This window comes from Bordetella genomosp. 5 (assembly GCF_002261315.1).
Taxonomy (GTDB): Bacteria; Pseudomonadota; Gammaproteobacteria; order Burkholderiales; family Burkholderiaceae_B; genus Bordetella.
The window spans coordinates 465,964-489,889 of the sequence record NZ_NEVP01000011.1 but is presented as its reverse complement, the minus strand read 5'-3'; the positions used below and the strand labels follow the sequence as shown (position 1 = coordinate 489,889).

Sequence of the window (23,926 nt, the reverse complement as noted above, 5' to 3'; positions counted from 1 at the left end):
GGCGTTGGGCGAAGCACGGCGGGGCGGCGCGGGCTGCTCAGCGCGGCTCGAGCAGGCGGGCGGCGTGGTCGATCGTGCGCGCGACCGCGTCGGGCGCGAGGCAATCCACCACGAGACGATCGGGTTGCGCGCGCAACCAGGTGAGCTGACGCTTGGCCAGCTGGCGCGTGGCGGCGATGCCTTGTTCGCGCGCGGTGTCGAGGTCGATCTCGCCGTCGAGGTGCGCCCACATCTGGCGATAGCCCACGCAGCGCACGGACGGCAGGGCCGGGTGCAGATCGGGGCGGGCATGCAGGCCGCGCACTTCGTCGAGCAGGCCGGCCGCGAGCATTGCGTCGAAGCGTTGCGCGATGCGTGCATGCAGGCCCGCGCGATCGCCGGGTTCGAGGCTGAGCGTGACGTAGCGATGCGACTGCGGCGTGGCGCGCGGGCCGGTGAGCAGTGCCGACATCGGCCGCCCCGAGAGGATGCAGATCTCGAGCGCGCGCGAAATGCGCTGACTGTCGTTGGGCGCGAGGCGCGTCGCGGTGACCGGATCGAGGCGGGCCAGTTCGGCATGCAGCGCCGGCCAGCCGGACTGGGCGGCGCGCGCGTCGATCTCGGCGCGCAGGGCGGCATCCGCCTGCGGCAGGTCGTCCAGGCCCTCGCGCAGCGCCTTGTAGTACATCATCGTGCCGCCCGCGAGCAGCGGAATGCGGCCGCGTGCCTCGATCTCCGTGATGAGGCGCTCCGTGTCGTCGCGGAACTCGGCGGCGGAATACGACTGCGCCGGATCGCGGATATCGAGCAGATGCTGCGGCACGCGGGCCTGTTCGGCGGCGGAAGGTTTGGCCGTGCCGATGTCCATGCCACGGTAGATCGTGGCCGAATCGACGTTGATGATCTCGAGCGGCCAGCGCTCGGCCAATGCGAGGGTCGATGCGCTCTTGCCGGCGGCGGTCGGGCCCGCCAGGCACAGGATCGGACGATTGCTCATCGGTCGTCCTACTGACCGCGCAGGAACAGCTTGTCGAGGTCGGAGATCGACCACTGCACCCAGGTAGGCCGGCCATGATTGCACTGATCGGCGCGCTCGGTGGCTTCCATCTGGCGCAGCAGGGCGTTCATCTCTTCGATCGTGAGCTTGCGGTTGGCGCGCACGGATCCGTGGCAGGCCATGGTGGCGAGCAGTTCGTTGCGTTGCTCGGTGAGCAGGCGCGATTCGCCCACGGCCGCGAGGTCGCGCAGCATGGCGCGGGCCAGGCTTTCGATGTCGCCGCGGGCCAGCAGCGCGGGCACGCTGCGCACCGCGATCGAGGTGGGGCCCGACGGCCGCATCTCGAAGCCGAGCTCGGCCAGCTGTTCGCCGTGTTCTTCGACCAGGGCCACGTCTTTTTCCTGGGCATGGAACACCACCGGCACCAGAAGATCCTGGCGCGGCAGGGCGCGCGCATCGAGCGCGCGCTTGAGCTGTTCGTAGACCACGCGCTCGTGCGCGGCGTGCATGTCCACCAGCACCATGCCGCGCGCGTTCTGGGCGAGCACGTAGATGCCGTGGACCTGGGCCAGGGCCATGCCGAGCGGATGCTCTTCGTCGGCGGGCAGGGGCGTGGCCGGGGCCGAGAAGGCGCGCGCCACGGGCGCGGGCGCGGTCTCGGCAGGCGCGGCCGGCGCCTGCCAGGCGGCCACGGTGGCCGAGGCCGGCGGCGCGGCGTCGTCGGGCAGCGGCCGGTACAGGCTCTGCCAATCGCGCACCGGCACGCCCTCTGGCTCGGCGAGGCGGAACGGAACCTGGCTGTGCGCGGGGCGCGCGGCGGGCGCGGTGTAGGGCTGGGGGCGGCTCGCGGACTCGGCCATGGCCGGGCTGGCGCCGCCCGCGCCGGCGGCGTCGGTGTGGACTTCGCCGGTGGCGGGATCGGCAGCGACGGCGGCGCCGCCGGTCTGGGCCAGGGCCTGGCCGATCACCTGATTGACGAAGCGGTGGACCGCGCCGCTGTCACGGAAGCGCACTTCGCTCTTGGCGGGGTGGACGTTGACGTCGACCGCCGTGGGATCGATGTCGAGGTACAGCACATAGGCCGGCTGGCGGTCGCCGTGGAGCACGTCGGCGTAGGCCGAACGCAAGGCGTGGCTGACGGTGCGGTCGCGCACGTAGCGGCCATTGACATACAGGTATTGGCGATCGGCGCGGGCGCGCGCGGCGGTGGGCCGCGTGACCATGCCGATCAGGCCGATGGCGCCAAAACGCGTATCGACGGGCAGCGCCTGGCTGGCGAACTCGGCGCCCAGCACGTCGCGGATGCGCTGGCCGTGGTCGGCCGGCAGCCATTGCTTCTGCGCGCGATCGTGATGAAACAGGCGGAAGGCGATCTCGGGGTGGGCCAGTGCGATGCGTTCGAGTGCGTCGACGCAGTGGCCGAACTCGGTGGCCTCGGCCCGCAGGAACTTGCGGCGTGCCGGCACGGCGTCGAACAGCTGGCGCACATCGACCGTGGTGCCGGCCGGGCCCGAGGCGGGCGTGATCTCGCCGCTAGACGCGTCGATCTGCCAGGCGTGTTCACCGTTGCGCGTGCGCGAGATGATCGACAGCCGCGCGACCGATGCGATCGAGGCCAGTGCTTCGCCGCGGAATCCCATCGATGCGACGGACTCGAGTTCGTTGAGCGAGCGGATCTTGCTGGTCGCGTGGCGCGCCACGGCCAGCGGCAACTCGTCGGGCGGGATGCCGCCACCATCGTCGCTCACGGCGATGCGGCGGATGCCGCCGCCCTCCAGCCGCACCTCGATGGCCCGGGCGCCCGCGTCGATCGCGTTCTCAAGGATTTCCTTCAAGACCGACGCCGGACGTTCGATCACCTCGCCGGCGGCAATCTGGCTGATCAGCAGGTCGGGGAGCGGGGCGATGGAACGGCGTTCGGACATGAGGCGCAGGGCTTGGGCCGCGCGGGGCGGCGACAGTATGGGCAGACTCGACGATTTTAGCGCTGCCGTGGCGGGGCCGCGCGGCGGGTATAGTGAGGCCCCAATTCGGGCGCAGTACGCCCTATCGAGATGGTGATGGAATTTCTGAATATGGTGCTCCATATCGATCAGACCTTGGGCGTCTGGATCGAGAACTACGGAGCATGGGTGTATCTCGCGCTCTTCGCGATTGTGTTCGCCGAGACCGGGCTGGTGGTGCTGCCGTTTCTGCCCGGCGATTCGCTGTTGTTCATCGCGGGCGCGTTCGGCGCCACCGGCGCGATCAATCCGCTGTGGATGGCGGCGCTGCTGGTGGTCGCGGCCATCACGGGCAACAGCCTCAATTACGCGATCGGCCGCGCGATCGGTCCGCGTGTGTTCACCATGAACGTGCGTTTCCTCGATCGCGGCGCGCTGATGCGCACGCACATGTTCTACGACCGCCACGGCGGCAAGACCATCGTGATGTCGCGCTTCATCCCGGTGGTGCGCACCTTCGCGCCTTTCGTGGCGGGCGTGGCGCAGATGCCGATGGGGCGGTTCCAGTTCTTCAACGTGAGTGGCGCGCTCCTGTGGGTGGTCGGCCTGGTCACGCTGGGCTACTTCTTCGGCAACATCCCCATCATCAAGGATCACCTCAACACGATCGTGCTGCTGGGCCTGGCCGCGGCCATCGTGCCGCTGATCGCCGCCGCGGTGGTGCGGCTGTGGCAGCGGCGCCGGGGTCGGCCGAACACCTGATATCGACCAGCCAAAAGAAAACCTGCCCGAGGGCAGGTTTTCTTTTGGCCGCTACGCGCGGTGCCGGAAGCGAACTCAGCCGGCGTCGCCCAGCCGCGCGAGCGGCGGGTTGGCGGTGAAATAGCGCGAGATGCCGGTCATCATGGCCTGCGCGAGCGCGTCCTGGTGCGAGGCCGAGCGCAGCTTGGCCTCTTCCTGGGGATTGCTGATGAAGGCGGTCTCGACCAGGATCGACGGGATGTCGGGCGCCTTGAGCACCGCGAAGCCCGCCTGTTCGACGCTGTTCTTGTGCAGGCGGTTGATCTTGCGGATCTCGTCCAGGAAGGCCGAGCCGACCTTCAACGAGTCGTTGATCTGCGCCGTGGTCGAGAGGTCGAGCAGCACGCGTTGCACCTGGCGGTCGTGGCTGCCGAGGTTCACGCCGCCGATCAGGTCGGCTGCGTTTTCCTTGTCGGCCATGTAGCGCGCCTGCGCGCTGGTCGCGCCGCGCTCGGACAGCGCGAACACCGACGAGCCGTTTGCCGTGGGCTTGATCCAGGCATCGGCGTGAATCGAGATGAACAGATCGGCGCGTACGCGGCGGGCCTTCTGGACACGCACGTGCAGCGGCACGAAGTAATCGTCGTCGCGCGTGAGGTAGGCGCGCATGTAGGGCTGCGCGTCGATCAGCGTCTTGAGGCGCCGCGCGATCCGCAGCACCACGTCTTTTTCGCGCAGACCGCTCTTGCCGACGGCGCCGGGGTCTTCGCCGCCGTGGCCCGGATCGAGCGCGATGGTCAGCATGCGCTTGCGGCCCGCGCTGGCGCGGCCGGGCGAGGGCGCCGGGCTCGTGATTGCCGGAGAGGGCAGCGTGGGCGCCTGCTGCTGGCCACGCGCGAGCGGCGCGGGCGCGGGGGCCTGCTGGCCCGGCGAGGGCGTGACCGGATTGCGCGAGATCTCATCGAGAATGCGCGCGAGCGGATCCTCGACGTCGGGACCGGCGCCTTGCTTGTTCAGGATGGCGACCAGCGGATCCTGCGCCACCTTGGGATAGAGGTCGAGCACCAGACGGAACTGGTAGTCGGCCACGGGCTTGAGGGTGAAGACCTGCGGCGCGACGGCCTGCTTCAGGTCGAACACCATGCGCACGACATTGGGGCGGTTCTGCGCCACGCGCAGGCCCTGGATGTAGGGATCGTCGGGGCGGACCTTGGAGACCAGATCGTTGAGCGCGGGGCTCAGCGACAGGCCTTCGATGTCCACCACGAGACGGTGCGGATTTTCGAGCGTGAATTGCTCGGCCTTGAGCTCGTGATCGAGTTCGAGGGTGACGCGGGTGTATTCGTCGGCCGGCCAGGTCCGCACGGCAAGAATGGTGGCGGCCTGGGCAAAACGGGGGATGACGGGGAGAACGAGCAGGGTTGCGGCGACGCTGATCAAGCGTCGCCGGGTGGCTGAGCGGGGCGAGGATGCGCCGCTTGCCGTATTGCCATCGCGTTCAACCATTTTTGTCCTCGGGCGGTAAAGGCAGACAGATCAGCGTTCCGTCCCTGGTCCGCGTATACCAGGGCAATCTGCAGGTCCGGCGGAGGCAAAAGCCCTCCCGCACGTTCGGGCCATTCGATCAAAACTACCGCGTCGTCACGCAGCAAATCCCGGAATCCGGCGTCCAACCATTCGCGCGAATCGCTAAATCTATAGAAATCAAGGTGATAGAAGTATAAGTTAGAAACTTTATAGGATTCAAGCAGGGCGTAGCTCGGACTTTTGATCCGGCCCTTGATACCGCTCGCCCGCAGTAGTGCGCGACTGAACGCCGTCTTGCCGGCGCCGAGATCGCCGCGCAGATGTATGTGTCCCCCGACGTTCCCTTCGCGGCCGTCGAGAAAGGGGGCCAGTTGCTGCGCGAGCGCGTCGGTCGCGGCCTCGTCGGGCAGGTGCAAAGCCAGCGTCGCTAGCGGGGGCGTGGAGGACATGGGCGTGGGCCGGTGGTAAAACGATCAGGGATGCCGATTATAGAAAGTGAGTTTCTGGTACGCTTGCAGTTGAAAGTAATTCTTATTCAATAAGCCTTGCCGATGGAGCAGCGATTCATGAAGACCCGCACCGAAAAAGACACTTTCGGACCGATCGAAGTGCCCTCCGACCACCTCTGGGGCGCGCAGACGCAGCGCTCGCTGCACTTCTTCGCGATCTCGACCGAGAAGATGCCGGTGCCGCTCGTGACCGCCGTGGCGCGCCTGAAGCAGGCCGCCGCCAAGGTCAACGCCGAGCTGGGTGAGCTCGACGCCACCATCGCCGACGGCATCGTGCGCGCCGCCGACGAGGTGATCGCGGGCAAGTGGCCGGACGAGTTTCCGCTGTCCGTGTGGCAGACCGGCTCGGGCACGCAGAGCAACATGAACATGAACGAAGTGCTGGCCAACCGCGCTTCGGAGCTGCTGGGCGGCGAGCGCGGCGAGGGGCGCAAGGTTCACCCCAACGACCACGTCAATCGCGGCCAGTCGTCCAATGACACCTTCCCCACCGCCATGCACGTGGCGGCCGCGGTCGAGGTCGAGCACCACCTGCTGCCGGCGCTCAAGGCGCTGCGCGCCACGCTGGCGGCCAAGAGCGCCGAGTTCTTCGACATCGTGAAGATCGGCCGCACCCACCTCCAGGACGCCACGCCGCTCACGCTGGGCCAGGAGCTCTCGGGCCACGTCGCCCAGCTCGACCTGGCCGAGCAGCAGATCCGCGCGACGCTGCCGGGCCTGCACCAGCTGGCCATCGGCGGCACCGCCGTCGGTACCGGGCTGAACGCCCATCCTGAGTTCAGCGCCAAGGTCAGCGCCGTGCTCGCGCACGACACCCGCACGGCCTTCGTTTCGGCGCCCAACAAATTCCAGGCGCTGGCATCGCACGAGGCCCTGCTGTTCGCGCATGGCGCGCTCAAGTCGCTGGCCGCCGGCCTCATGAAGATCGCCAACGACGTGCGCTGGCTGTCGAGCGGCCCGCGTTCGGGCCTGGGCGAAATCAGCATCCCCGAAAACGAACCGGGCAGCTCGATCATGCCGGGCAAGGTCAACCCGACGCAGTGCGAAGCCATCACCATGCTGGCCGCGCAGGTCCTGGGCAACGACGTCGCCATCAACATCGGCGGCGCGAGCGGCAATTTCGAGCTCAACGTCTACAAGCCGCTCGTCATCCACAATTTCCTGCAATCGGTGCGCCTGCTCACCGACGGCATGCACAGCTTCGACCAGCATTGCGCGCAGGGCATCGAGCCCAACCGCGAGCGCATCGCCGAGCTGGTGGATCGTTCGCTGATGCTCGTCACCGCGCTCAATCCGCACATCGGCTACGACAAGGCCGCTCAGATCGCCAAGAAGGCGCACAAGGAAAACCTGTCGCTCAAGGAATCGGCGCTGGCCCTGGGCCACGTGACCGAGGCGGAGTTCGAAGCCTGGGTCGTGCCGGCCGACATGACCAACGCCAAGCGTTGATCAGCCGCCGATGACAAGGCCGCGCCCTGACAGGCGCGGCCTTTTTCATGGCCGCTGCCGCCACGGCGCGTCAGAGCATCAGCAGCCAGAGCGGGATGGTGACGGCCGAGAACAGCGTGCCCAGCGAGATCAGCACGGCCACCATGCGGCCGTCGCCGCCCATGCGCATGGCCAGCACATAGGCCGCGGAGGCGGTGGGCAGGGCGCCGAACAGCACCAGCATGCGGGTGGCGAGCGGATCGAGGCCGAGCAGCCAGGCCGCGCCCAGCGCCACCAGGGGCATCAGCCCGAGCTTGACGACCAGCATCCAGCTGATGAGCCGGCCATGGCCCTTGCCGCCTTCCCAGGAGAGGCTGGCGCCCACGCAGATGATGCCGAGTGCGATGGCCGCGCTGCCGAGCCGGCTGAACACGATATCGACGGGGCCCGGCAGGTGCAGGCCCGCGAGGTTGCAGAGCAGCGCGAGCACGGTGGAGACGACGAGGGGATTGCGCAGCAGCTCGCCGAAGAGGTTCTTGCCGTTGTGCCGCGCCAGCCCGTACACGGCCGAGAGATTGGCCATGGGCACCGCGAAGCCGATGATCAGCGCCATGACCGTCTGGCCCGGCTGCCCGCCCAGGCTCGCGGCCAGCGCGAGGCCGATGTAGGTGTTGAAGCGATAGCCGCATTGCGCCGCCGACGCCAGCGCCACCGGGGCCGGCCGCAGTATCGGGCCCGCCAGCCACGACAGCAGCGTGCCGGCGCCGATCATGATGGCCGCGGCCTGCAGAAGCAGGGCGGCGTTGCCGGCGCTGATCGGGGTGCGCAGGATGGACTGGAACAGCAGCGCGGGGAACAGCACGAAGTAGACGAGGCGCTCGGTGCCGGCGAAGAATTCGCGCGCGAAACCCAGTCTGTGACGCAGTACCCAACCCAGGGCGACCAACAGAAAATCCGGCAGGACCAGCAGTGCGACCGACATGGTGTTTCGTTCAGGACTCGGAAAGGAATGCTGGCGGGCATGCTACCGCAATCGCGCGATTTGCTGCTATTCTCCATGGTTCTGACGTGGCGGGGCCCGCCCTGGGCTTGCATGAGACACACCGCATTTCACGTCCGCAAACAATCATAGATATCGCTCATCCACAGAGGGCGATCGGCACATCGGCATCTCTCACGCGGGGACGCCGTAAATCTAGGAGGAAGCACACCCATGATCAAAGTCCGCACCCTGGTCCAGGCCATTGCCATGGCCGCAGGTATCGCTGCCGTAACGAGCGGCGCACAAGCCGCCAATTTCCCGGACAAGCCCATTCGTGTGATCGTGCCGTTCGCGCCGGGTGGCTCGACGGACATCATCGCGCGCATCGTGACCCAGCGCATGAGCCAGGAGCTCGGCCAACCCATGGTGGTCGAGAACAAGGGCGGCGCCGGCGGCGCCATCGGCGCATCGGAAGCCGCGCGTGCCGCGCCCGATGGCTACACGCTGTCGATCGCCACGGTCTCGACCATGGCCGTGAACCCGGCCTGCCGTCCCAAGGATCTGCCCTACAACCCCCTGACCGACTTCCAGCCGGTCACGAACTTCGCGAACACGGCCAACGTCGTTGCCGTGAACCCCAAGTTCCCCGCCAAGGACTTCAAGGGCTTCCTCGAAGAGCTGAAGAAGAACCCCGGCAAGTACTCGTACGGCAGCTCGGGCACCTGCGGCGTGCTGCACTTGATGGGTGAGTCCTTCAAGATGGCCACCGGCACCGACATCGTGCACGTGCCCTACAAGGGTTCGGGCCCGGCCGTGGCCGACGCCGTCGGCGGTCAGATCGAAATCATCTTCGACAACCTGCCGTCGTCCATGCCGCAGATCCAGGCCGGCAAGCTCAACGCCATGGCCATCGCCTGGCCCGAGCGCATCGACTCGATCAAGGACGTCCCGACGTTCAAGGATGCCGGCTTCCCGGTGCTGAACCAGCCCGTCTGGTATGGCCTGCTGGCGCCCAAGGGCACCCCGATGGAAGTCGTGAACAAGCTGCGTGACGCCGCTGTCGTGGCCCTGAAGGATCCGAAGGTCATCAAGACCCTCGCCGATCAGGGCTCGGCCCCGTCGGGCAACACCCCGGAAGAATTCGCCAAGGAAATCAAGGCGCAATACGACTGGGCTGCCGACGTGGTCAAGAAGCAGAACATCAAGCTCGACTGATCCCGGGCCCGCCTCGCGCGGGCATGCCGGATCTGACAGGGGCACCCGCGAGGGTGCCCTTTTTCATGGCGCGGCGGTGCAGGCCGTGCGCAGGCGTTCGATAAAGTCGCGGTGCAGCGCCGACAGCGCTTCGTGGCTGCGCGTGAGCAGGCTGATCGGCACCCGCAGCGGCGGCTCGAGACGCCGCGACACCATGCCGGGCCGCAGCATCGCGCGCGCGGTGTAGGCGTCGACGATGGCCTCGCCGCAGCCGGCCTCGGCCAGCGCGCACGCGACGTAGTGCGTCTGGACCTGGATCGCCACCGGCGGCGCCAGGCCTTGCGCGTCGAGCGCCATCTGCAGCATCGAGCCCGAGGCATCGCGCGCGTCGAGCACGATCAGCGTGTCGCCGGACAGGTCGGACAGACGCGTGGGCGCGTCGTCATCGGTGGCCGGGCGCCGGCTCAGATGCACCAGTTCCGTGTGGCCCAGCGGCGCGCGGGTGAGGCCGGCGTAGTCGTTGGTATCGAACGTGATCGCCAGATCGAGCTCGCGGGCCATCAGGCCCTGCACCAGCTCGGCGCTGTGATGGGTGTGAATATCGAACGTGATGCCGGGCTGGGCATCGCGGCTGGCGCGGATCACGCCGGGCAGCAGGCCCAGGCCCAGCGCGGGCGCGCAGCCCACGCGCAGATGGCCGTTGGGGCTGTCGCGCAGGCTCGCGGCGAGGCGTCGCACGCTGTTGAGATCCTGATTCAGCCGTGCCACCTCGGGCGTCAGGATCTCGGCCTCGCGCGTGGCCACCAGCCTGCCCTTGACCCGTTCGAACAGCTTGAATCCCAGCTGCGTTTCGGCATGCGCCAGCAGCTTGCTGGCCGCGGGCTGCGAGATATGCAGCGCGGCCGCCGCTTCGGTCAGGGAGCCGGTGCGGCGGATGGCTTCGAAGATTTCGATGTGACGCAGGCGCATGGTGGAAGGAATGGATCGGTCCAGCAGCGATTCTATGCGAGACCCGGGCGCCGCTTGGCTATCATGGGGTCTCCGAGGCGAGGGGACAGGGATGACGATGCAAATGAAATGGGCGGCCGGTCTGGTGCTGCTGGCCACGCTGGGACTGAGCCCGGCACAGGCGCGCCAGCCCGCCGCCGACGTGAACCCCGAGGGCGCGTCCGGTTTTCAGGCGAAGCCGCTGGTGCAGACGCGCCAGGAGATGATCGCCACGGCCAATCCGCTGGCGAGCGAGGCCGGCGCGGCGGTGCTGCGCGAAGGCGGCAGCGCCGTCGATGCCGTGATCGCGGCGCAGCTCGTGCTGAATTTGGTGGAGCCGCAATCGTCGGGCATCGGGGGCGGCGCCTTCATGATGCATTACGACGCGGCGAGCGGCGAGCTCGTGTCATACGACAGCCGCGAGACCGCGCCGGCCGCCGCCCGCCAGGACCGCTTCTGGCGCGACGGCAAACCGCTGTCGTTCGCCGAGTCGGTGAACAACGGCCGCGCGGTCGCCACGCCCGGCCTGCTGCGCGGACTGGAGCTGGCGCATCGCGCGCACGGCAAGCTGCCCTGGGCGCGTCTGTTCGAGCCCGCCATCGCCCTGGCCGAGCAGGGCTTCGCGGTGTCGCCACGGCTGCACGAAATGCTGCGCCAGACCCCCGCACTGGCAAAGCAGCCGGCCGCGGCGGCGTATTTCCTGGACGCGGCGGGGCAGCCCTGGCCGGTGGGGCACCGCCTGCGCAACCCCGCGCTTGCCGAGGTGTTGCGCCGCGTGGCGGCGCAGGGCGCCGATGCCTTCTATCAGGGCGAGATCGCGCGCGACATCGTGGCGGCCGTGCACGGCCACGCGCAACCCGGCGACCTCACCGAAGCGGACCTCGCCGGCTTTCGCGCCCAGATCGAGCAGCCGGTGTGCAGCCGCTATCGCGGCTATCGCCTGTGCGGCCCGCCGCCGCCGTCCAGCGGTCCGCTGGCCGTGCTGCAGATGCTGGGCATCCTCGAGCACACGCCCATCGCCCGCCTCGCGCCCGACAGCGTCGAGGCCGTGCATTACTTCGCCGAGGCCGGCCGCCTGGCCTACGCCGATCGCGATTTCTATGTGGCCGACCCGCGCTTCGTGTCCGTGCCGGTCGCGCAGATGCTGGCGCCGGGCTATCTGCGTCAGCGTGCCGCCCTGATCCGGCCGGACCGCAGCATGAAGGTGGCCCTGCCCGGCGATCCGGCCGGGATGCTGGCCGAACGCGCCCGCGACGATGCGCTCGAGCTGCCGTCCACCACCCATCTGACCGCCGTCGACGCGGCGGGCAACGTGGTGTCGATGACGTCGACCATCGAATCGGCGTTCGGCAGCAAGATCTTCGTGCGCGGCTTTCTGCTCAACAACGAGATGACGGACTTTTCTTCGTCGTGGCGCGATCCGGAGGGACGCGCCGTGGCGAACCGCATCGAGCCCGGCAAGCGTCCGCGCAGCTCGATGGCGCCCATGATCGTGTTCCGTGGCGGCAAGCCCTATCTCACGGTGGGCTCGCCCGGCGGCAGCGCCATCATCAACTACGTCGCCAAGACGCTGGTGGGCGTGCTCGACTGGAATCTCGATATCCAGCAGGCCATCGCGCTGGCGAATCGGGGCAGCCGCAACAAGGCCACCGAGCTCGAGGCCGGCAGCGCGCTGGAAGCCCTGGCGCCGCGGCTGCGCGCGATGGGTCACGAGGTGAAGATGGAGGCCTTCCCCAGCGGCCTGCAGGGCATCGTGATCGGACTCGATGGCCTGCAGGGCGGCGCGGATCCGCGCCGCGAGGGTGTGGCGCTGGGACGCTGAGCCGGCTCAGGACGACGGGGCGTCGTGCGCCGCGTTGTCCTCGCCCAGGGCGGGAGGCAGGCGGCGCAGGGTGGCCGGTGTGCGCGACAGCTTGATCGGGCTGCCGATGCCGAGGTAGTCGCCGTGTTCGATCACCATGCCGCGATGGCGCGTGTGCGGGTGCGCCAGTACCTCGGCCACGTCCTGCACCGCGGCGGCGGGCACGCCGCGCGCCAGCAGCACCTCGGCGAATCCCGCGGCCTCCTTGTCGGCCAGCAACGCCGTCAGCGCCTCGTGCAGCGCCGCGCGGTGCGCCAGGCGGGCCGCGTTGCTGGCGTAGCGCTCGTCTTCGGCCAGCGCGGGCGCGCCCAGCGTGGCGCACAAGGTGGCGAACTGACGCTGGTTGCCCACCGCCAGAAACAGCGTGCCCTGCGCCGTGGCGAAGGTCTCGTACGGCGCGATGTTGGGATGCGCATTGCCGCTGCGCCCGGGCACCTTGCCGCCGTAAAAATAATTGGGCGCGTGCGGATGCAGCAGGGACACCGCGCAGTCGTACAGCGTGATGTCCAGAAACTGGCCCAGGCCACTGCGCACGCGCTCGTTGAGCGCCAGCAGGATGGCGACCGTCGCGTTCAGCCCCGTCACCATGTCGACGACGGGCAGCCCGACCCGCGTGGGCTCGCCCTCGGCATCGCCATTCACACTCATCAGCCCGCACATGGCCTGCGCGCACGCGTCGTAGCCGGGCAAGCCGCCCAGGGGGCCGTCGGCGCCGAAGCCGCTGACACGGCAGTGGATGAGGCGCGGAAAGTCGTCTTTGAGCGTGTCGTAGCCCAAGCCCCACTTTTCCATGGTGCCCGGCTTGAAGTTTTCGACCAGCACGTCCGCCTCGGCCAGCAGACCGCGCAGAAACGTGCGGCCGGCCTCCTGCGAGAGGTCGAGCGTGAGCCCCTGTTTGTTGCGGTTCACGCCCACGAAATAGGCCGCCGTGTCGCCGCCCACCCCCTGCGCGAACGGCGGGCCCCAGCCGCGGGTTTCGTCGCCCGAGGGCGGCTCGATCTTGAGCACGTCGGCGCCGTGATCGGCGAGCACCTGCGTGCAGTAGGGCCCGCCCAGCACGCGCGAGAGGTCGATGATGCGGCAGCCGGCGAGCGCGCCGGCCTGCGGTATGGAAGGATGCATGGCGTCAGTCGATCGAGATGTTGGCGTCGCGGATGACCTTGCCCCATTTGTCCACCTCGGCCGAGATGAAGGTGGCCAGGGCCTGCGGCGTGCGGTCGGTCGCGGGCACGATGCCCTGCTTCGTGAGCGTGTCCCGCACGGCCGGCGAGTCCAGGGTGGCGATGAAGGCGCGGTTCAGGCGGGCGACCACGTCGGGCGGCGTGTCCTTGGGAGCGACGATGCCGAAGAACACGCTCACGTCGTAGCCGGCGAGGCCCTGTTCGGCCAGCGTGGGAAGCTCGGGCAGGGCGGTGGAACGATCCGCGCTCGCCAGGCCGATGGCGCGCAGGCGGCCGCTCTGCACGAACGGCAGCGCGGTCAGGATGTCCGTGAACGACATCGACACCTGGCCGCCGAGCAGATCATTGAGCGCGGGCCCGGTGCCCTTGTAGGGCACGTGCATGATGCGCGTGCCGGCCATGCGATTGAACAGCACGCCCGCCAGGTGCGACGAGGCGCCGTTGCCGGACGAGGCATAGCTGAGTTGATCGGGATGGCTGCGGGCGTAGGCGATCAGCTCCTGCGCGTTGTCGGCCTTGACCGAGGGATGCACCACGAGAATGTTCGGCAGGTGGCCGATACGCACGATGGGCGCGAAGCTGGTGCGCGGGTCGTAGCCCTGGTTTTTGTAGAGGCTGACGTTGATCGCAAGCGGACCGGACGTGCCGAACAGCAGCGTGTAGCCGTCGGCTTTGGCGCGCGCCACGGCCTCGGCGCCGATGTTGCCGCCGGCGCCGCCCCGGTTCTCGACCACGACGGTCTGGCCGAGCTCCTGTTTGAGGCCTTCGGCCAGGCGGCGGGCCATGGCGTCGGTGGGGCCGCCCGGCGGGAAGGGCACGATCAGCGTCACGGGGCGATCGGGAAATTCGGCGTGGGCCGGGGCGGCCAGAACGCCCGCGCCGAGCGCGAGCGCGGCGCCGAAACGGGCCAGGCGGGAAAGCAGAGGCTGGGTCATGGTGGATGTCTCCTGTGTTGTGGACACGCGGCGGATCGAGCCGCCGGTGGTCGAGCATGCGGTGGCGTGCGCCACCGTTGAAATCAGGGTTGGGCCGCGAGCACGCGCTGGTTGAGGGCGTCGTCGTCCTGGGCCGGTGCGCAAGGATCCTGGGGCATCAGGCGATGGCGCAGCACCTGGTCGGCCAGCAGCGCGCGCCCCGCCAGTCCGTCGGCGCGGGCTTCGTGCCTGAGCGCCGCGATCGACAGCGCGTGATACAGCGCCGACGCGGCCTGCCGCGCCAGGGCATCGAGATTCTCCTGCGCGGCGCGGTCGGCCAGCCCGAAGGCCGCGTCGATCGCCGCATCCTGTTGCGCGCGCAACGAGTCGGGGCAGGGCACCCCTTGCGCCAACAGGCGGTCGACATGGGCGCGCAGCGCCGGCAACGACTGCTCGCGGCGGATCGCGCGCAATACGTCGAGCGCCACGATATTGCTGGTGCCTTCCCAGATCGAGCCGAGATGGGCGTCGCGCAGCAGGCGGGGTTCGACCCATTCTTCGATGTAGCCGCAGCCGCCGCGCACTTCCATCGCGTCCCCGGTGACCTTGCGCGCATCGCGGCAGGCGCGAAACTTGATCAGCGGCGTCATGATGCGGGGCAGCGCCGGGTCGCCGCGGCCCGCCTCGGCGTCGGCCAGGGCCTGCGCGGTCTGATACATCACGCTGCGGGCCTGCTCGGCCCACAGCATCATCTTCGCCAGCTGGCGCCGCATCAGCGGCATGTCGGCCAGCGCCTGCCCGAAGGCGCGCCGCTCGCGCGCCACGTACATCGCCTCCGCGCAGGCGCGCCGCATGAGGCCGGCCGCGCGCATCCCGTTCGACAGGCGCGAGTTGTTGATCATGTCCGCCATCTGCTTGAAGCCGCGGCCCCTTTCGCCCACCAGCCACGCGTGCGCGCCTTCGAGGCGGATCTCGCCGCTGGCCATCGAGCGCGTGCCGAGCTTGTCCTTCAGGCGCAGGATGCGGTAGTGATTGTGGCGGCCGTCGGGCAGGTCGCGCGGCAGCAGGAACAGCGACACGCCCTTGAGCCCCGGCTCGCGCTCGCTGCGCGCCAGCACCATGGCATAGCCTGCGTCCGGATTCGAGCAGAACCACTTGTCGCCCTGCAGCAGCCAGTTGCCGTCGGCGTCCTGATGCGCCTCGGTGGTGGTGGCGCTGACGTCGGAGCCCGCGCCTTGTTCGGTCATGAACATCGCGCCCTGGCGCAGCGTGTCGAAGTCCAGGCTGGTGACCTCGGGCAGCACCTGTTCGACCAATGCCGGATCGCCATAGCGGCGCAGCGTGCGCGCCAGCGAGTCCGTCATGCTCACCGGGCAGCACAGGCCGAACTCGGCCTGCACGAAAAGGTGGCTCAGCGCGTACTTGGCCGCGGCGGGCATCGGGTCGGCCCAGCCCAGCACACCGCCGCGATGCGAGAGCGCGGCGAGGCCGAATTCGCTGTAGGCAAGGCGCTCGAGCGCCACGTAGTCGGGGTGTTTCTCGACCCGCGACGCATCCACGCCCGTGCGATGCCGCACCGCCAGCGTGGGCGGATGCTGATCGGCCGACATGGCCAGCGCGTCCATCTCGCCGCCGGCGAGTGCGCCGAGTCTGTGCAGATGCGGCAGCAGATGGGCATACAGGTCGGCGGGCAGATAGCGCGCGGCCATCGGGCCGGCGTACGGATCGCAGTCGAAGAGATTCTGGCCGCGCGAGTCGGGTACGGCCGTGTCGGCGGGCAAGGTGGCAGGCATGTCCATGGCAGATCGCAAAGGGATATGCCTGGCATGGTGCGCCGGTGGATTGATCTATACAAATACCGTTTAGGTGTTGAACAATACAGAGAAAATATAGATCGGAGACGCGTATGGACCTCGACCCCCGGCTGTTGCGGTACTTCATCGCGGTGGCCGAAGAACGGCATTTCAGCCGCGCGGCGCAGCGCCTGCACATATCGCAGCCCCCGCTGTCGTACGCCATTCGCCAGCTCGAGACGCAGCTGGGCGCGCGCCTGCTCGAGCGCACGAGCCGCCACGTCGCGCTGACGCCGGCAGGGCACACGCTCTATACGCAGGCCCTGGCCCTGTTGCGGCAGTCGGAAGAGATCGGGGTGCTGGTGCGGCGCGTGGACGCCGGGCTGCAGGGACGATGCCGCATCGGCTTCGTGGGCTCGATGCTGTATCGCGGGCTGCCGCGGCTGCTGGCCGAGTTGCGCCAGGCCATGCCACAGGTGGAGCACGTGTTGAGCGAGCTGAACTCACACGACCAGATCGAAGCCGTGCGGCGCGGTGAGCTGGACCTGGGTTTCGTGCATGCCAATCCCCTGCCGCCGCAGGTGCGCGGCCAGGATCTGATGGCGGAGCCCTTCGTGGTGTGCCTGCCGCAGGATCATCCGCTGGCGCATCGGCGCCGTATCGATCTGGCGGCGCTGGCCCATGACGATTTCGTGTTCTTCGCGCGGGAGGCCTCGCCCAGCTATCACGAGACGGTGCTGTCGCTATGCGTGGCGGCGGGGTTCCGGCCCGCGGTGCGGCACGAGGTGCGGCATTGGCTCAGCGTGTGTTCGCTGGTGTCGCAGGGCCTGGGGGTGTCGATCGTGCCGGCCTGCCTGCGCCGCAGCGGGCTGGCCGGCACGCGCTTCGTGAACTTCGCCCACACCGCGCGTTCGCAGAGTCAGCTGATCTGGCCGGCCGGGCCGGCGAGTCCGCTGGCCGCCCGGGCCCTGGCCAGCGTGCGGCGGCACTTCGGCGCGCCGGCGCAAGGCTGAAAACCGATCAGCGGAACACGACGGTCTTGTTGCGGTTGAGCAGGATGCGGTGTTCGACGTGGCTGCGCACGGCGCGCGAGAGCACCAGCGATTCGACGTCGCTGCCGACCTGCGTGAGCGCCTGGGCGGTCATGCCGTGGTCGACGCGCTCGATGTCCTGCTCGATGATCGGGCCTTCGTCGAGGTCCGAGGTCACGTAGTGCGCGGTCGCGCCGATGATCTTCACGCCGCGGGCGTGGGCCTGGTGATAGGGCCGCGCACCCTTGAAGCTCGGCAGGAAGCTGTGATGGATGTTGATCGCGCGGCCGGTGAGGGCCTGGCACATCTCGGCCGACAGAATCTGCATGTAGCGCGCCAGCACCACCAGATCGATGTTCTCGCGATCGACGATCTCCAGCACCTGGCGTTCTTGCTGCGTTTTGGTGTCGGGCGTGACCGGCAGGTGATGGAACGGGATGCCATACGACGCGGCCAGGCCGGCGTAATCATTGTGGTTGGACACGATGGCGGCGATCTCGGCCGGCAGCTGGCCGCTGCTCACGCGGAACAGCAGATCGTTGAGGCAGTGCCCCTGCTTGCTCACCATGATGAGCAGGCGCGACTTCTTCTTGGCGTCGTGGATCTGCCAGTCCATCGCGGCGTCGGCCATCGCGGCGAAGCGCTCACGCAGGGAGTCCGCGCTGATGGCGGTGGGCAGGTCGAAGTGCACGCGCAGAAAGAAGCGGCCCGTTTCGTCGTCGCCGAACTGCTGCGAGTCGAGAATGTTGCAACCGAGTTCGAACAGCAGGCCGCTGACGCGGTACACGATACCGGTGCGGTCAGGGCAGGACAGGGTAAGGATGTAGTCGTTGTGCTGCATGTTCGAATGAGATCGCGGTGAATGCGGTGGAAAACGGGGCAAGCCGGGGATTTTAGCCCGACAGCGCCGTGAGGGTTTCTTCGGCCAGCGCCAGGCTGGACGTGAGGCCCGGCGATTCGATGCCGTACAGGCCGACGTAGCCGTCGATGCCGTGGTCGGCCGGACCCGAGATCATGAAATCGGCGGCCGGCTCGGTGGGGCCGGAAATCTTCGGGCGGATGCCGGTGTAACCCGGCGCCAGCGCGTGATCGGGCAGGGCGGGCCAGTACGTGCGCACGGCCGCGTAGAACACCTCGGCGCGGCGCGGGTCGAGGGTGTAGTCCTCGGTGTCGATCCACTCGGTGTCGGGGCCGAACTTGGCCTGCCCGCCCATGTCGAGCGTCAGGTGCACGCCCAGGCCGGCATGTTGCGGCACGGGGTAGATCAGGCGCGAGAACGGCGCGCGGCCGCTCAAGGTGAAATAGCTGCCCTTGCACAGATACTCGGGCGGGATGCTCGCGGCCGGCAGGCCCTCGATGCGGCGCGCCAGCGTGGGCGCGTGCAGTCCGGCCGCGTTGATCAGCGTGTGACAGGTGAGGCTCATCGGCTCGGCGCCGCCGAACGACAGCGCGAAGCCGCCCTGCGGCAGGACCTCGGCGCGCTCGAGCGGCGTATGGAAGACCACCTGTGCGCCGGCCTGTTCGGCGTCGCCCTGGTACGACAGCATCAGAGCGTGGCTGTCGACGATGCCGGTGGAGGGCGAGAGCAGCGCGGCGGTGCACGACAACGCGGGCTCGTCGCGCATGGCCTGCGCGCCCGAGACGAGCTGCATGTCGTCCACGCCGTTGGCGGCCGCACGCTTGGCAATGCCGTCGAGCAGCTCGGCCTCGGCCGCGCTCGTGGCCACGATGAACTTGCCGAGCCGCTTGTGCGGCAGGCCGCGCTCGGCGCAGTACGCGTACAGCAGATGCTTGCCGCGCACGCAGAGCCGCGCCTTCAGGCTGTTGGCGGGGTAATAGATGCCGGCATGAATGACTTCGGAGTTGCGCGAGCTGGTGCCCGTGCCGATGGCCTCGGTGGCCTCGGCGACCAAGACCTCGCGGCCTTGCAGCGCGAGCGCGCGGGCGATGGCCAGCCCGACCACGCCGGCGCCGATCACCACGCAGTCGATGTCTTTTTGCGTTGAACTCATCGAAAAATACTCAGGATTGACGTTCGCGTGCCGGGGTGAGGTCGAAGCCGCCGGCATGGAACACCAGCGGGTCTTCGCGCGAATGACCGCAGGCCAGCACTTCGCCCACCATGATCACGTGATCGCCTTCGACGTAGCGGCTGCGATTGCGGCATTCGAACCAGGCCGCGTTCAGCGCGTCGAGCATGGGCGTGCCGCCGGGCGCCTCGATCCGCGGCAGGCCGTTGAAGCGCTCGGCGGTCTTGCCGGTGGCGAAGCGCCGCGCCAGTGCCAGCTGCTCGGCCGACAGGACGTTGATCACGTAGCGCTCGCATTGCTCGAACGCCGCGAGCGACGAGGACGCGCGCGACAGGCTCCAGAGCACCAGCGGCGGCTCGAGCGAGACCGAGTTGAACGAGCTCACGGTCAGGCCGATGCGCTCGCCCTCCAGGCCCGTGGTCGTCACGACGGTCACGCCGGTGGCGAAACGGCCCAGCGCGGTACGGAAAAACTTGGCGTCGAATTCGGTAAGGGCAGCGGACATGCAGAGGCGGCTAGAAAAATCGGTCAGGGCGAGAGGCGGTCGAGCGTCCAGCCCGCGCCGCCGGCGTCGCGCTGATAGCGCAGACGGTCGTGCAGACGCGAGGGGCGGCCTTGCCAGAATTCGAAGCGGGTCGGGGCGAGGCGGTAGCCGCCCCAGTGCGGCGGCCGCGGGGGCGCGTCGCCGTAGCGTTCGCGGAACTCGCGTTCGCGCGCTTCGAGCGCCTCGCGGGTGATCGGCCGGCTTTGTTCGGAGGCCCAGGCGCCGATGCGCGAGCCCACCGGGCGGCTGTTGAAGTAGGCGTCGGACTCGTCGGCCGCGACACGCTCCACCACGCCTTCGATGCGGACCTGGCGCTCGAGCGGCTGCCAGAAGAACAGCAGCGCGGCGCGCGGGTTGGCCAGCAGGTCGCAGCCCTTGCGCGATTCGTAGTTCGTGAAGAACGTGAAGCCGTGGTCGTCGTAGCCCTTGATCAGCACGATCCGCGCCGAGGGCTGGCCGCTCGCGTCGACGGTGGCGAGCGTCATGGCATTGGGCTCGGGGCCGCCGGCCACCAGGGCCTCGTCGAACCAGAGCTTGAACTGATCGAACGGCGAGGCAGCGGCCTGGCCTTCGAGAAGAACGCTTTTTTCGTAGCTTTGACGCAGATCGGATACGGACATGGGAGCGTGCGAACCGGCGGTTGGGGGAGCTATGAGTGTACCTGTAACGCTGGTACGGATCAGGGATAGCCCTGAGCGCCGCGCAGGCTCCGGGCTATGGAGGGACGGATCACGCCCTCAGGTCTGGGCTTCGGGCAGGACCTGGGCGTCGCGCTCGAGTTCGCGGGCGATCGCGTCGAGGCGGGCGTCGTGGATGCCCGCCGACCGCAGCGCCTGGGCGGTTTGCACCACGTATTCGGTGCAGGGGCCGTAGCGGCCGGCGGCGCGGCGCACGATGGCCAGCAGCTCGCCCTCGGGCAAGGCGCTGATATACGCGGGGTTGGCGCGGTTCATCACGAAGACCAGCGCCCGCACATTGCCGTGCTCGGTGGCGCAGGTGATCCAGCGCGGCAGATAGGCGCCGGTGGACATCTCGCGGTCCCAGAGGGCCGGGAAGTAGTCGGGCACCTGCTTGCCCGCCAGGCGATACACGACGCCACGGCACGAGCCGCCGCGGTCCAGCCCGAACACGAGGCCGGGGCACTCCGGCGTGCCGCGGTTGACGCGCGACCAGAGGCACAGCGCGCGATGATGGCCGCGCAGGGTGGCGAGACGGCGCTCGAGAAAATCGAAGTCAGGCCGCCAGATCAGCGAGCCGTAGCCGAACACCCACACGTCTTCGTCGCTGCGCCAGTCGGCCAGCGCCGCCTCCATCGAGGCGCGCCTTTCTTCGGCCGTCCAGAGACGAAACGGCGTATCGGCACCGGAAACCAAGGGGACGGATGAAGCGGGAGAAGAAGACTGCGTGTTCACGACTGGCGTTCGGACTCTTGCGGCGGATTACGGTTGAACCACCCGCCCGCGACCAGCGCGAGCGAGTAGGCCCAGAAGAGGGGGGCTACCCCAATTACCGCACCGAGTGCGCCGAAGGTCAATGGCAGGGACACCTGCGAGCCGTTGATCAGCGCCATGCGCAGACCGACCGCTTCGGCGGCGCGGCCGGGCGGGGAATACTGATGCAGCAGCGACAGCATGCTCGGCTGACAACATCCCAGGGCGAGCCCGAGGATGAACGACAGCACGATCAAGGTCGTAACGTCGGTGAACATCGGGTAAATCAAAAAGTCGCATGCAGCGGTGGCCATCGCGACCCGGACCAGCGTCCAGGATCGCACGCGGTTCTGGATGAAGGGCAGAAGCAGGCGGATGACGAACGTTGCCAGCGCGAACGACGCCAGGATCATGCCGATGGTGGTGGCGGACAGCCCGATCGCGACGCCGAAGATGGGCACCACGAACAGATGGGTGTCCCAGGCGCCCGACAGGATCGTATTCACCATCAAGACCCGCCGCAGCGGCGGCACCGCGAGCAGCTCCGTGATGCGGCGCCGCTCTTTTTCGCGGTTGCCACTGCCGCGCAGGTGCTCGTTTGCGGCGCGCAACTGATGGCGCAGCAGATACAGGCCGCCCAACGAAAGGATCGGGCCCAGCGCGAGCAGGCCGAAGGCGATGCGGTTGCCGAGATGGTCGATGGCCAGGCCGGCGATCAGCGGGCCGGAGAAGCCCGAGCCGGCGAGCGCCAGCGACATCCAGGAAAAGTTGCGCAGCCGCTCCTTGGGCTCGGCGTGGCCGAGCAGGTCCTGGGTGGCGACCTGATGCAGCATGAAGCCGATGCCGATGGAACAGGACGCCACCAGCAAGGCGAAGGGATCTGGGAACAAAAACGGCAGAACGGTGCCGAACGAGACCAGGGCAGTGCCGATCACCAGCGGCCGCAGGATGCCGACCTTGTCGACCCAGCGCCCGGCATGCACGGAGGCGAGCATGGGCAGGATCGCGAATACCGCCACGAGGGTGCCAACCTTGAAGGTCGAGAGCCCGAGCTGCAGCGCGGTGAGCGAGACCGTGATCCGTCCCCCCGTGAGCGCCACGTGGTTGAGCATGGCCAGCACGCACAACAACGCGGCCCCTGAAAAGACAGGGGCGCCGTGTTTGGAAGAGGGGGAAGAGGCAGGATTAGGCACGGTGTAACTGCTACGATTCTGTGCCTATCGTCTGGCAATGTCGAGACGCCTGTCTATGCCGCGCTGCAGCATACAGACGGGGCGTCTGGCTTATGACTTTGGAATATAGGATCAGGTTGCAAACGATATGGCGGCATAACTGCGCGGTTCGGCGCAGCTTGGCGACGGCGCTGTCCTGCAAGATGGAATGATGTTCTGTCCCTTCTACTGTGTCAGGTTTGCAACGTCGGGCCTGCCGGCGCCCCATGAAGCCGGTTCCTTGCGTTGCCATACGCAATTTCACAGTTGCGACGGCCCTGACACGTAGAATCCGTCAGGCATGACCCCTTTTTCAGCCCTCTGGACTATCCACCTTCAGCATGACGACCACGCCCGGGCAAGCCACGCGCGCACGTAAGAGCAAAAGAAAACGCTATATCTGGATCGCGATCGCGATCGTGCTGCTGTTGTTGGTGGCGCGGGGAGTCTTCTTCAGCAAGCCTCCGGCACCGTCCTACGCGACGGCCGAGGCCCGCGTCGCGGATATGGAGAACAGCGTGCTGGCGTCCGGCACGCTCGAGGCCGTGCGGCAGGTCAGCGTCGGCGCCCAGGTCTCGGGCCAGGTCAAGTCGCTCAAGGTGAAACTCGGCGACGAGGTGCGCCAGGGGCAGCTCGTGGCCGAGATCGACGACCTGACGCAGCAGAACGACCTGCGCAATGCCCAGGCCGCGCTCGAGACGCGCAAGGCCGAGCGGCGCGCCAGGCAGGCCACGCTCAAGCAGGCCGAGCTGGCGTTCCGGCGCCAGCGCGACATGCTGGCGCGCGACGCCAGCTCCCGCGCCGACTACGAGGAGGCCGAAGCCACGCTGGCGGTCACGCGCGCCGACATCGCCGCGCTGGACGCGCAGATCGCGCAGGCCGGCATCGAGGTCGACACCGCGACGGTGAACCTCGGCTACACCCGGATCAGTTCCCCGATGGACGGCAAGGTCGTGGCCATCGTGACCAAGGAAGGGCAGACGGTGAACTCGTTCCAGACCGCGCCCACCATCATCAAGGTGGCGCAGGTCGACACCATGACCGTCAAGGCGCAGATCTCCGAGGCCGATGTGACCCGGGTGCGCGCGGGACAGAAAGTCTACTTCACCATTCTCGGCGAGCCCGATCAGCGCTACGAGGGCACCTTGCGCGCCATCGAGCCCGCGCCCGATTCGATCCAGCGCGACGAGAGCACCGCGGCGCTGACCGGGTCCAGCACGAGCGGGGGCTCGAGCAGCGCCGCGGTCTATTACAACGGCCTGTTCGACGTGCCCAACCCCGACCAGACGCTGCGCATCTCGATGACGGCGCAGGTCTTCATCGTGCTAGGCGAGGCCAAGCAGACCCTCGTCATTCCGGCGTCGGCGCTGGGCAAGCGCGGCGCCGATGGACGCTACACCGTGCAGCTGGTGAACGCGGACGGCACCCTGACGCCGCGCGAGGTCAAGGTGGGCATGAACAATAACGTCAGCGCGCAGATCCTCGAGGGGCTGACCGCGGGCGACAAGGTGGTGTCCGCCGAGGCGGCCACGCTGCCGCAACCGGGCGCCGCGCCGCGATGACGGCAAGCCAGAACCCTGGCGCCGGGCAGCCGGGCGCCGGGCAGACGAACGCCGGGCAGACGAACGCCGGGCTGCCGGGCGC

At 68.5% G+C, this 23,926-nt stretch carries 21 protein-coding genes; 6 read left to right on the top strand and 15 right to left on the bottom strand.

Translation table 11 applies throughout. The features are described 5' to 3' along the window. Nucleotides 1-37: 37 nt before the first annotated feature. Nucleotides 38-976 (bottom strand): tRNA (adenosine(37)-N6)-dimethylallyltransferase MiaA, encoded by a 939-nt coding sequence (gene miaA, locus CAL25_RS19350; RefSeq protein ID WP_094802985.1) that lies wholly within the window; start codon nt 974-976, stop codon nt 38-40. An 8-nt stretch (nt 977-984) separates the two neighbouring features. Next, complete coding sequence (gene mutL, locus CAL25_RS19345) at nt 985-2,901, bottom strand: DNA mismatch repair endonuclease MutL (protein ID WP_094802983.1); 1,917 nt, start codon at nt 2,899-2,901, stop codon at nt 985-987. 132 nt (nt 2,902-3,033) lie between these two features. On the opposite strand from mutL, the gene CAL25_RS19340 reads away from it, so the two are divergent. Further along, nucleotides 3,034-3,681 (top strand): VTT domain-containing protein, encoded by a 648-nt coding sequence (locus CAL25_RS19340; RefSeq protein WP_094803316.1) that lies wholly within the window; start codon nt 3,034-3,036, stop codon nt 3,679-3,681. A gap of 75 nt (nt 3,682-3,756) precedes the next feature. On the opposite strand, the gene CAL25_RS19335 is transcribed toward CAL25_RS19340, so the two are convergent. After that, entirely contained in the window at nt 3,757-5,166 is a 1,410-nt protein-coding gene (locus tag CAL25_RS19335; RefSeq protein ID WP_141217953.1) for an N-acetylmuramoyl-L-alanine amidase, read from the bottom strand. Next, nucleotides 5,097-5,636: a tRNA (adenosine(37)-N6)-threonylcarbamoyltransferase complex ATPase subunit type 1 TsaE gene (tsaE, locus tag CAL25_RS19330; RefSeq protein WP_094802981.1), complete on the bottom strand. Its 540-nt coding sequence runs from the start codon at nt 5,634-5,636 to the stop codon at nt 5,097-5,099. Before tsaE ends, CAL25_RS19335 begins: the two co-directional genes overlap by 70 nt. Before the next feature lie 117 nt (nt 5,637-5,753). Between tsaE and fumC the strand changes: the two genes are divergently transcribed. Beyond that, a complete protein-coding gene (fumC, locus tag CAL25_RS19325) occupies nt 5,754-7,145 on the top strand; it encodes a class II fumarate hydratase (RefSeq protein WP_094803313.1) in 1,392 nt (463 codons plus the stop codon). Between the two features lie 70 nt (nt 7,146-7,215). Here the strand turns inward: fumC and CAL25_RS19320 are convergent, their stop codons facing one another. After that, nucleotides 7,216-8,106: an AEC family transporter gene (locus CAL25_RS19320; RefSeq protein ID WP_094802979.1), complete on the bottom strand. Its 891-nt coding sequence runs from the start codon at nt 8,104-8,106 to the stop codon at nt 7,216-7,218. 231 nt (nt 8,107-8,337) lie between these two features. On the opposite strand from CAL25_RS19320, the gene CAL25_RS19315 reads away from it, so the two are divergent. Beyond that, a complete protein-coding gene (locus CAL25_RS19315; protein WP_094802977.1) occupies nt 8,338-9,321 on the top strand; it encodes a tripartite tricarboxylate transporter substrate binding protein BugE in 984 nt (327 codons plus the stop codon). 63 nt (nt 9,322-9,384) lie between these two features. Here the strand turns inward: CAL25_RS19315 and CAL25_RS19310 are convergent, their stop codons facing one another. Continuing rightward, nucleotides 9,385-10,269, bottom strand: coding sequence for a LysR family transcriptional regulator (locus CAL25_RS19310; protein ID WP_094802975.1), 885 nt, complete (start codon nt 10,267-10,269; stop codon nt 9,385-9,387). Between the two features lie 97 nt (nt 10,270-10,366). Here CAL25_RS19310 and ggt point away from each other — a divergent pair, with 97 nt between their 5' ends. Then, nucleotides 10,367-12,109 carry a gamma-glutamyltransferase gene (gene ggt / locus CAL25_RS19305; RefSeq protein ID WP_170948549.1) on the top strand — a complete coding sequence of 581 codons (1,743 nt, stop codon included), beginning with the start codon at nt 10,367-10,369 and terminating at the stop codon, nt 12,107-12,109. A gap of 6 nt (nt 12,110-12,115) precedes the next feature. On the opposite strand, the gene CAL25_RS19300 is transcribed toward ggt, so the two are convergent. The 3 genes from CAL25_RS19300 to CAL25_RS19290 all read right to left on the bottom strand — a co-directional run bounded on the left by CAL25_RS19300 (nt 12,116) and on the right by CAL25_RS19290 (nt 16,042). Further along, a complete protein-coding gene (locus CAL25_RS19300; RefSeq protein ID WP_094802971.1) occupies nt 12,116-13,270 on the bottom strand; it encodes a CaiB/BaiF CoA transferase family protein in 1,155 nt (384 codons plus the stop codon). 4 nt (nt 13,271-13,274) lie between these two features. Continuing rightward, nucleotides 13,275-14,264, bottom strand: coding sequence for a Bug family tripartite tricarboxylate transporter substrate binding protein (locus CAL25_RS19295; RefSeq protein ID WP_094802969.1), 990 nt, complete (start codon nt 14,262-14,264; stop codon nt 13,275-13,277). Between the two features lie 83 nt (nt 14,265-14,347). Continuing rightward, nucleotides 14,348-16,042 (bottom strand): acyl-CoA dehydrogenase family protein, encoded by a 1,695-nt coding sequence (locus CAL25_RS19290; protein ID WP_094802967.1) that lies wholly within the window; start codon nt 16,040-16,042, stop codon nt 14,348-14,350. A gap of 107 nt (nt 16,043-16,149) precedes the next feature. Here CAL25_RS19290 and CAL25_RS19285 point away from each other — a divergent pair, with 107 nt between their 5' ends. Further along, nucleotides 16,150-17,049 carry a LysR family transcriptional regulator gene (locus CAL25_RS19285; RefSeq protein ID WP_094802965.1) on the top strand — a complete coding sequence of 300 codons (900 nt, stop codon included), beginning with the start codon at nt 16,150-16,152 and terminating at the stop codon, nt 17,047-17,049. A gap of 7 nt (nt 17,050-17,056) precedes the next feature. On the opposite strand, the gene purU is transcribed toward CAL25_RS19285, so the two are convergent. From purU to CAL25_RS19255, 6 genes are all read right to left on the bottom strand, one after another. Then, nucleotides 17,057-17,908, bottom strand: a complete 852-nt coding sequence (gene purU, locus CAL25_RS19280; RefSeq protein WP_094802963.1) for a formyltetrahydrofolate deformylase — start codon at nt 17,906-17,908, stop codon at nt 17,057-17,059. A 52-nt stretch (nt 17,909-17,960) separates the two neighbouring features. Beyond that, nucleotides 17,961-19,079, bottom strand: coding sequence for an NAD(P)/FAD-dependent oxidoreductase (locus tag CAL25_RS19275; RefSeq protein ID WP_094802961.1), 1,119 nt, complete (start codon nt 19,077-19,079; stop codon nt 17,961-17,963). Nucleotides 19,080-19,089: 10 nt separating this feature from the next. Further along, entirely contained in the window at nt 19,090-19,602 is a 513-nt protein-coding gene (locus tag CAL25_RS19270) for a flavin reductase family protein (protein WP_094802959.1), read from the bottom strand. Nucleotides 19,603-19,625: 23 nt separating this feature from the next. After that, nucleotides 19,626-20,261, bottom strand: coding sequence for a pyridoxamine 5'-phosphate oxidase (gene pdxH, locus CAL25_RS19265; RefSeq protein WP_094802957.1), 636 nt, complete (start codon nt 20,259-20,261; stop codon nt 19,626-19,628). A gap of 117 nt (nt 20,262-20,378) precedes the next feature. Beyond that, entirely contained in the window at nt 20,379-21,053 is a 675-nt protein-coding gene (locus CAL25_RS19260; protein WP_432759251.1) for a gamma-glutamylcyclotransferase, read from the bottom strand. Next, nucleotides 21,050-22,183: an MFS transporter gene (locus CAL25_RS19255; RefSeq protein WP_249279175.1), complete on the bottom strand. Its 1,134-nt coding sequence runs from the start codon at nt 22,181-22,183 to the stop codon at nt 21,050-21,052. The genes CAL25_RS19260 and CAL25_RS19255 overlap by 4 nt, the downstream gene beginning before the upstream one ends. A gap of 440 nt (nt 22,184-22,623) precedes the next feature. Here CAL25_RS19255 and CAL25_RS19250 point away from each other — a divergent pair, with 440 nt between their 5' ends. Beyond that, nucleotides 22,624-23,844 (top strand): efflux RND transporter periplasmic adaptor subunit, encoded by a 1,221-nt coding sequence (locus CAL25_RS19250; protein ID WP_094802952.1) that lies wholly within the window; start codon nt 22,624-22,626, stop codon nt 23,842-23,844. Nucleotides 23,845-23,926 lie beyond the last annotated feature (82 nt).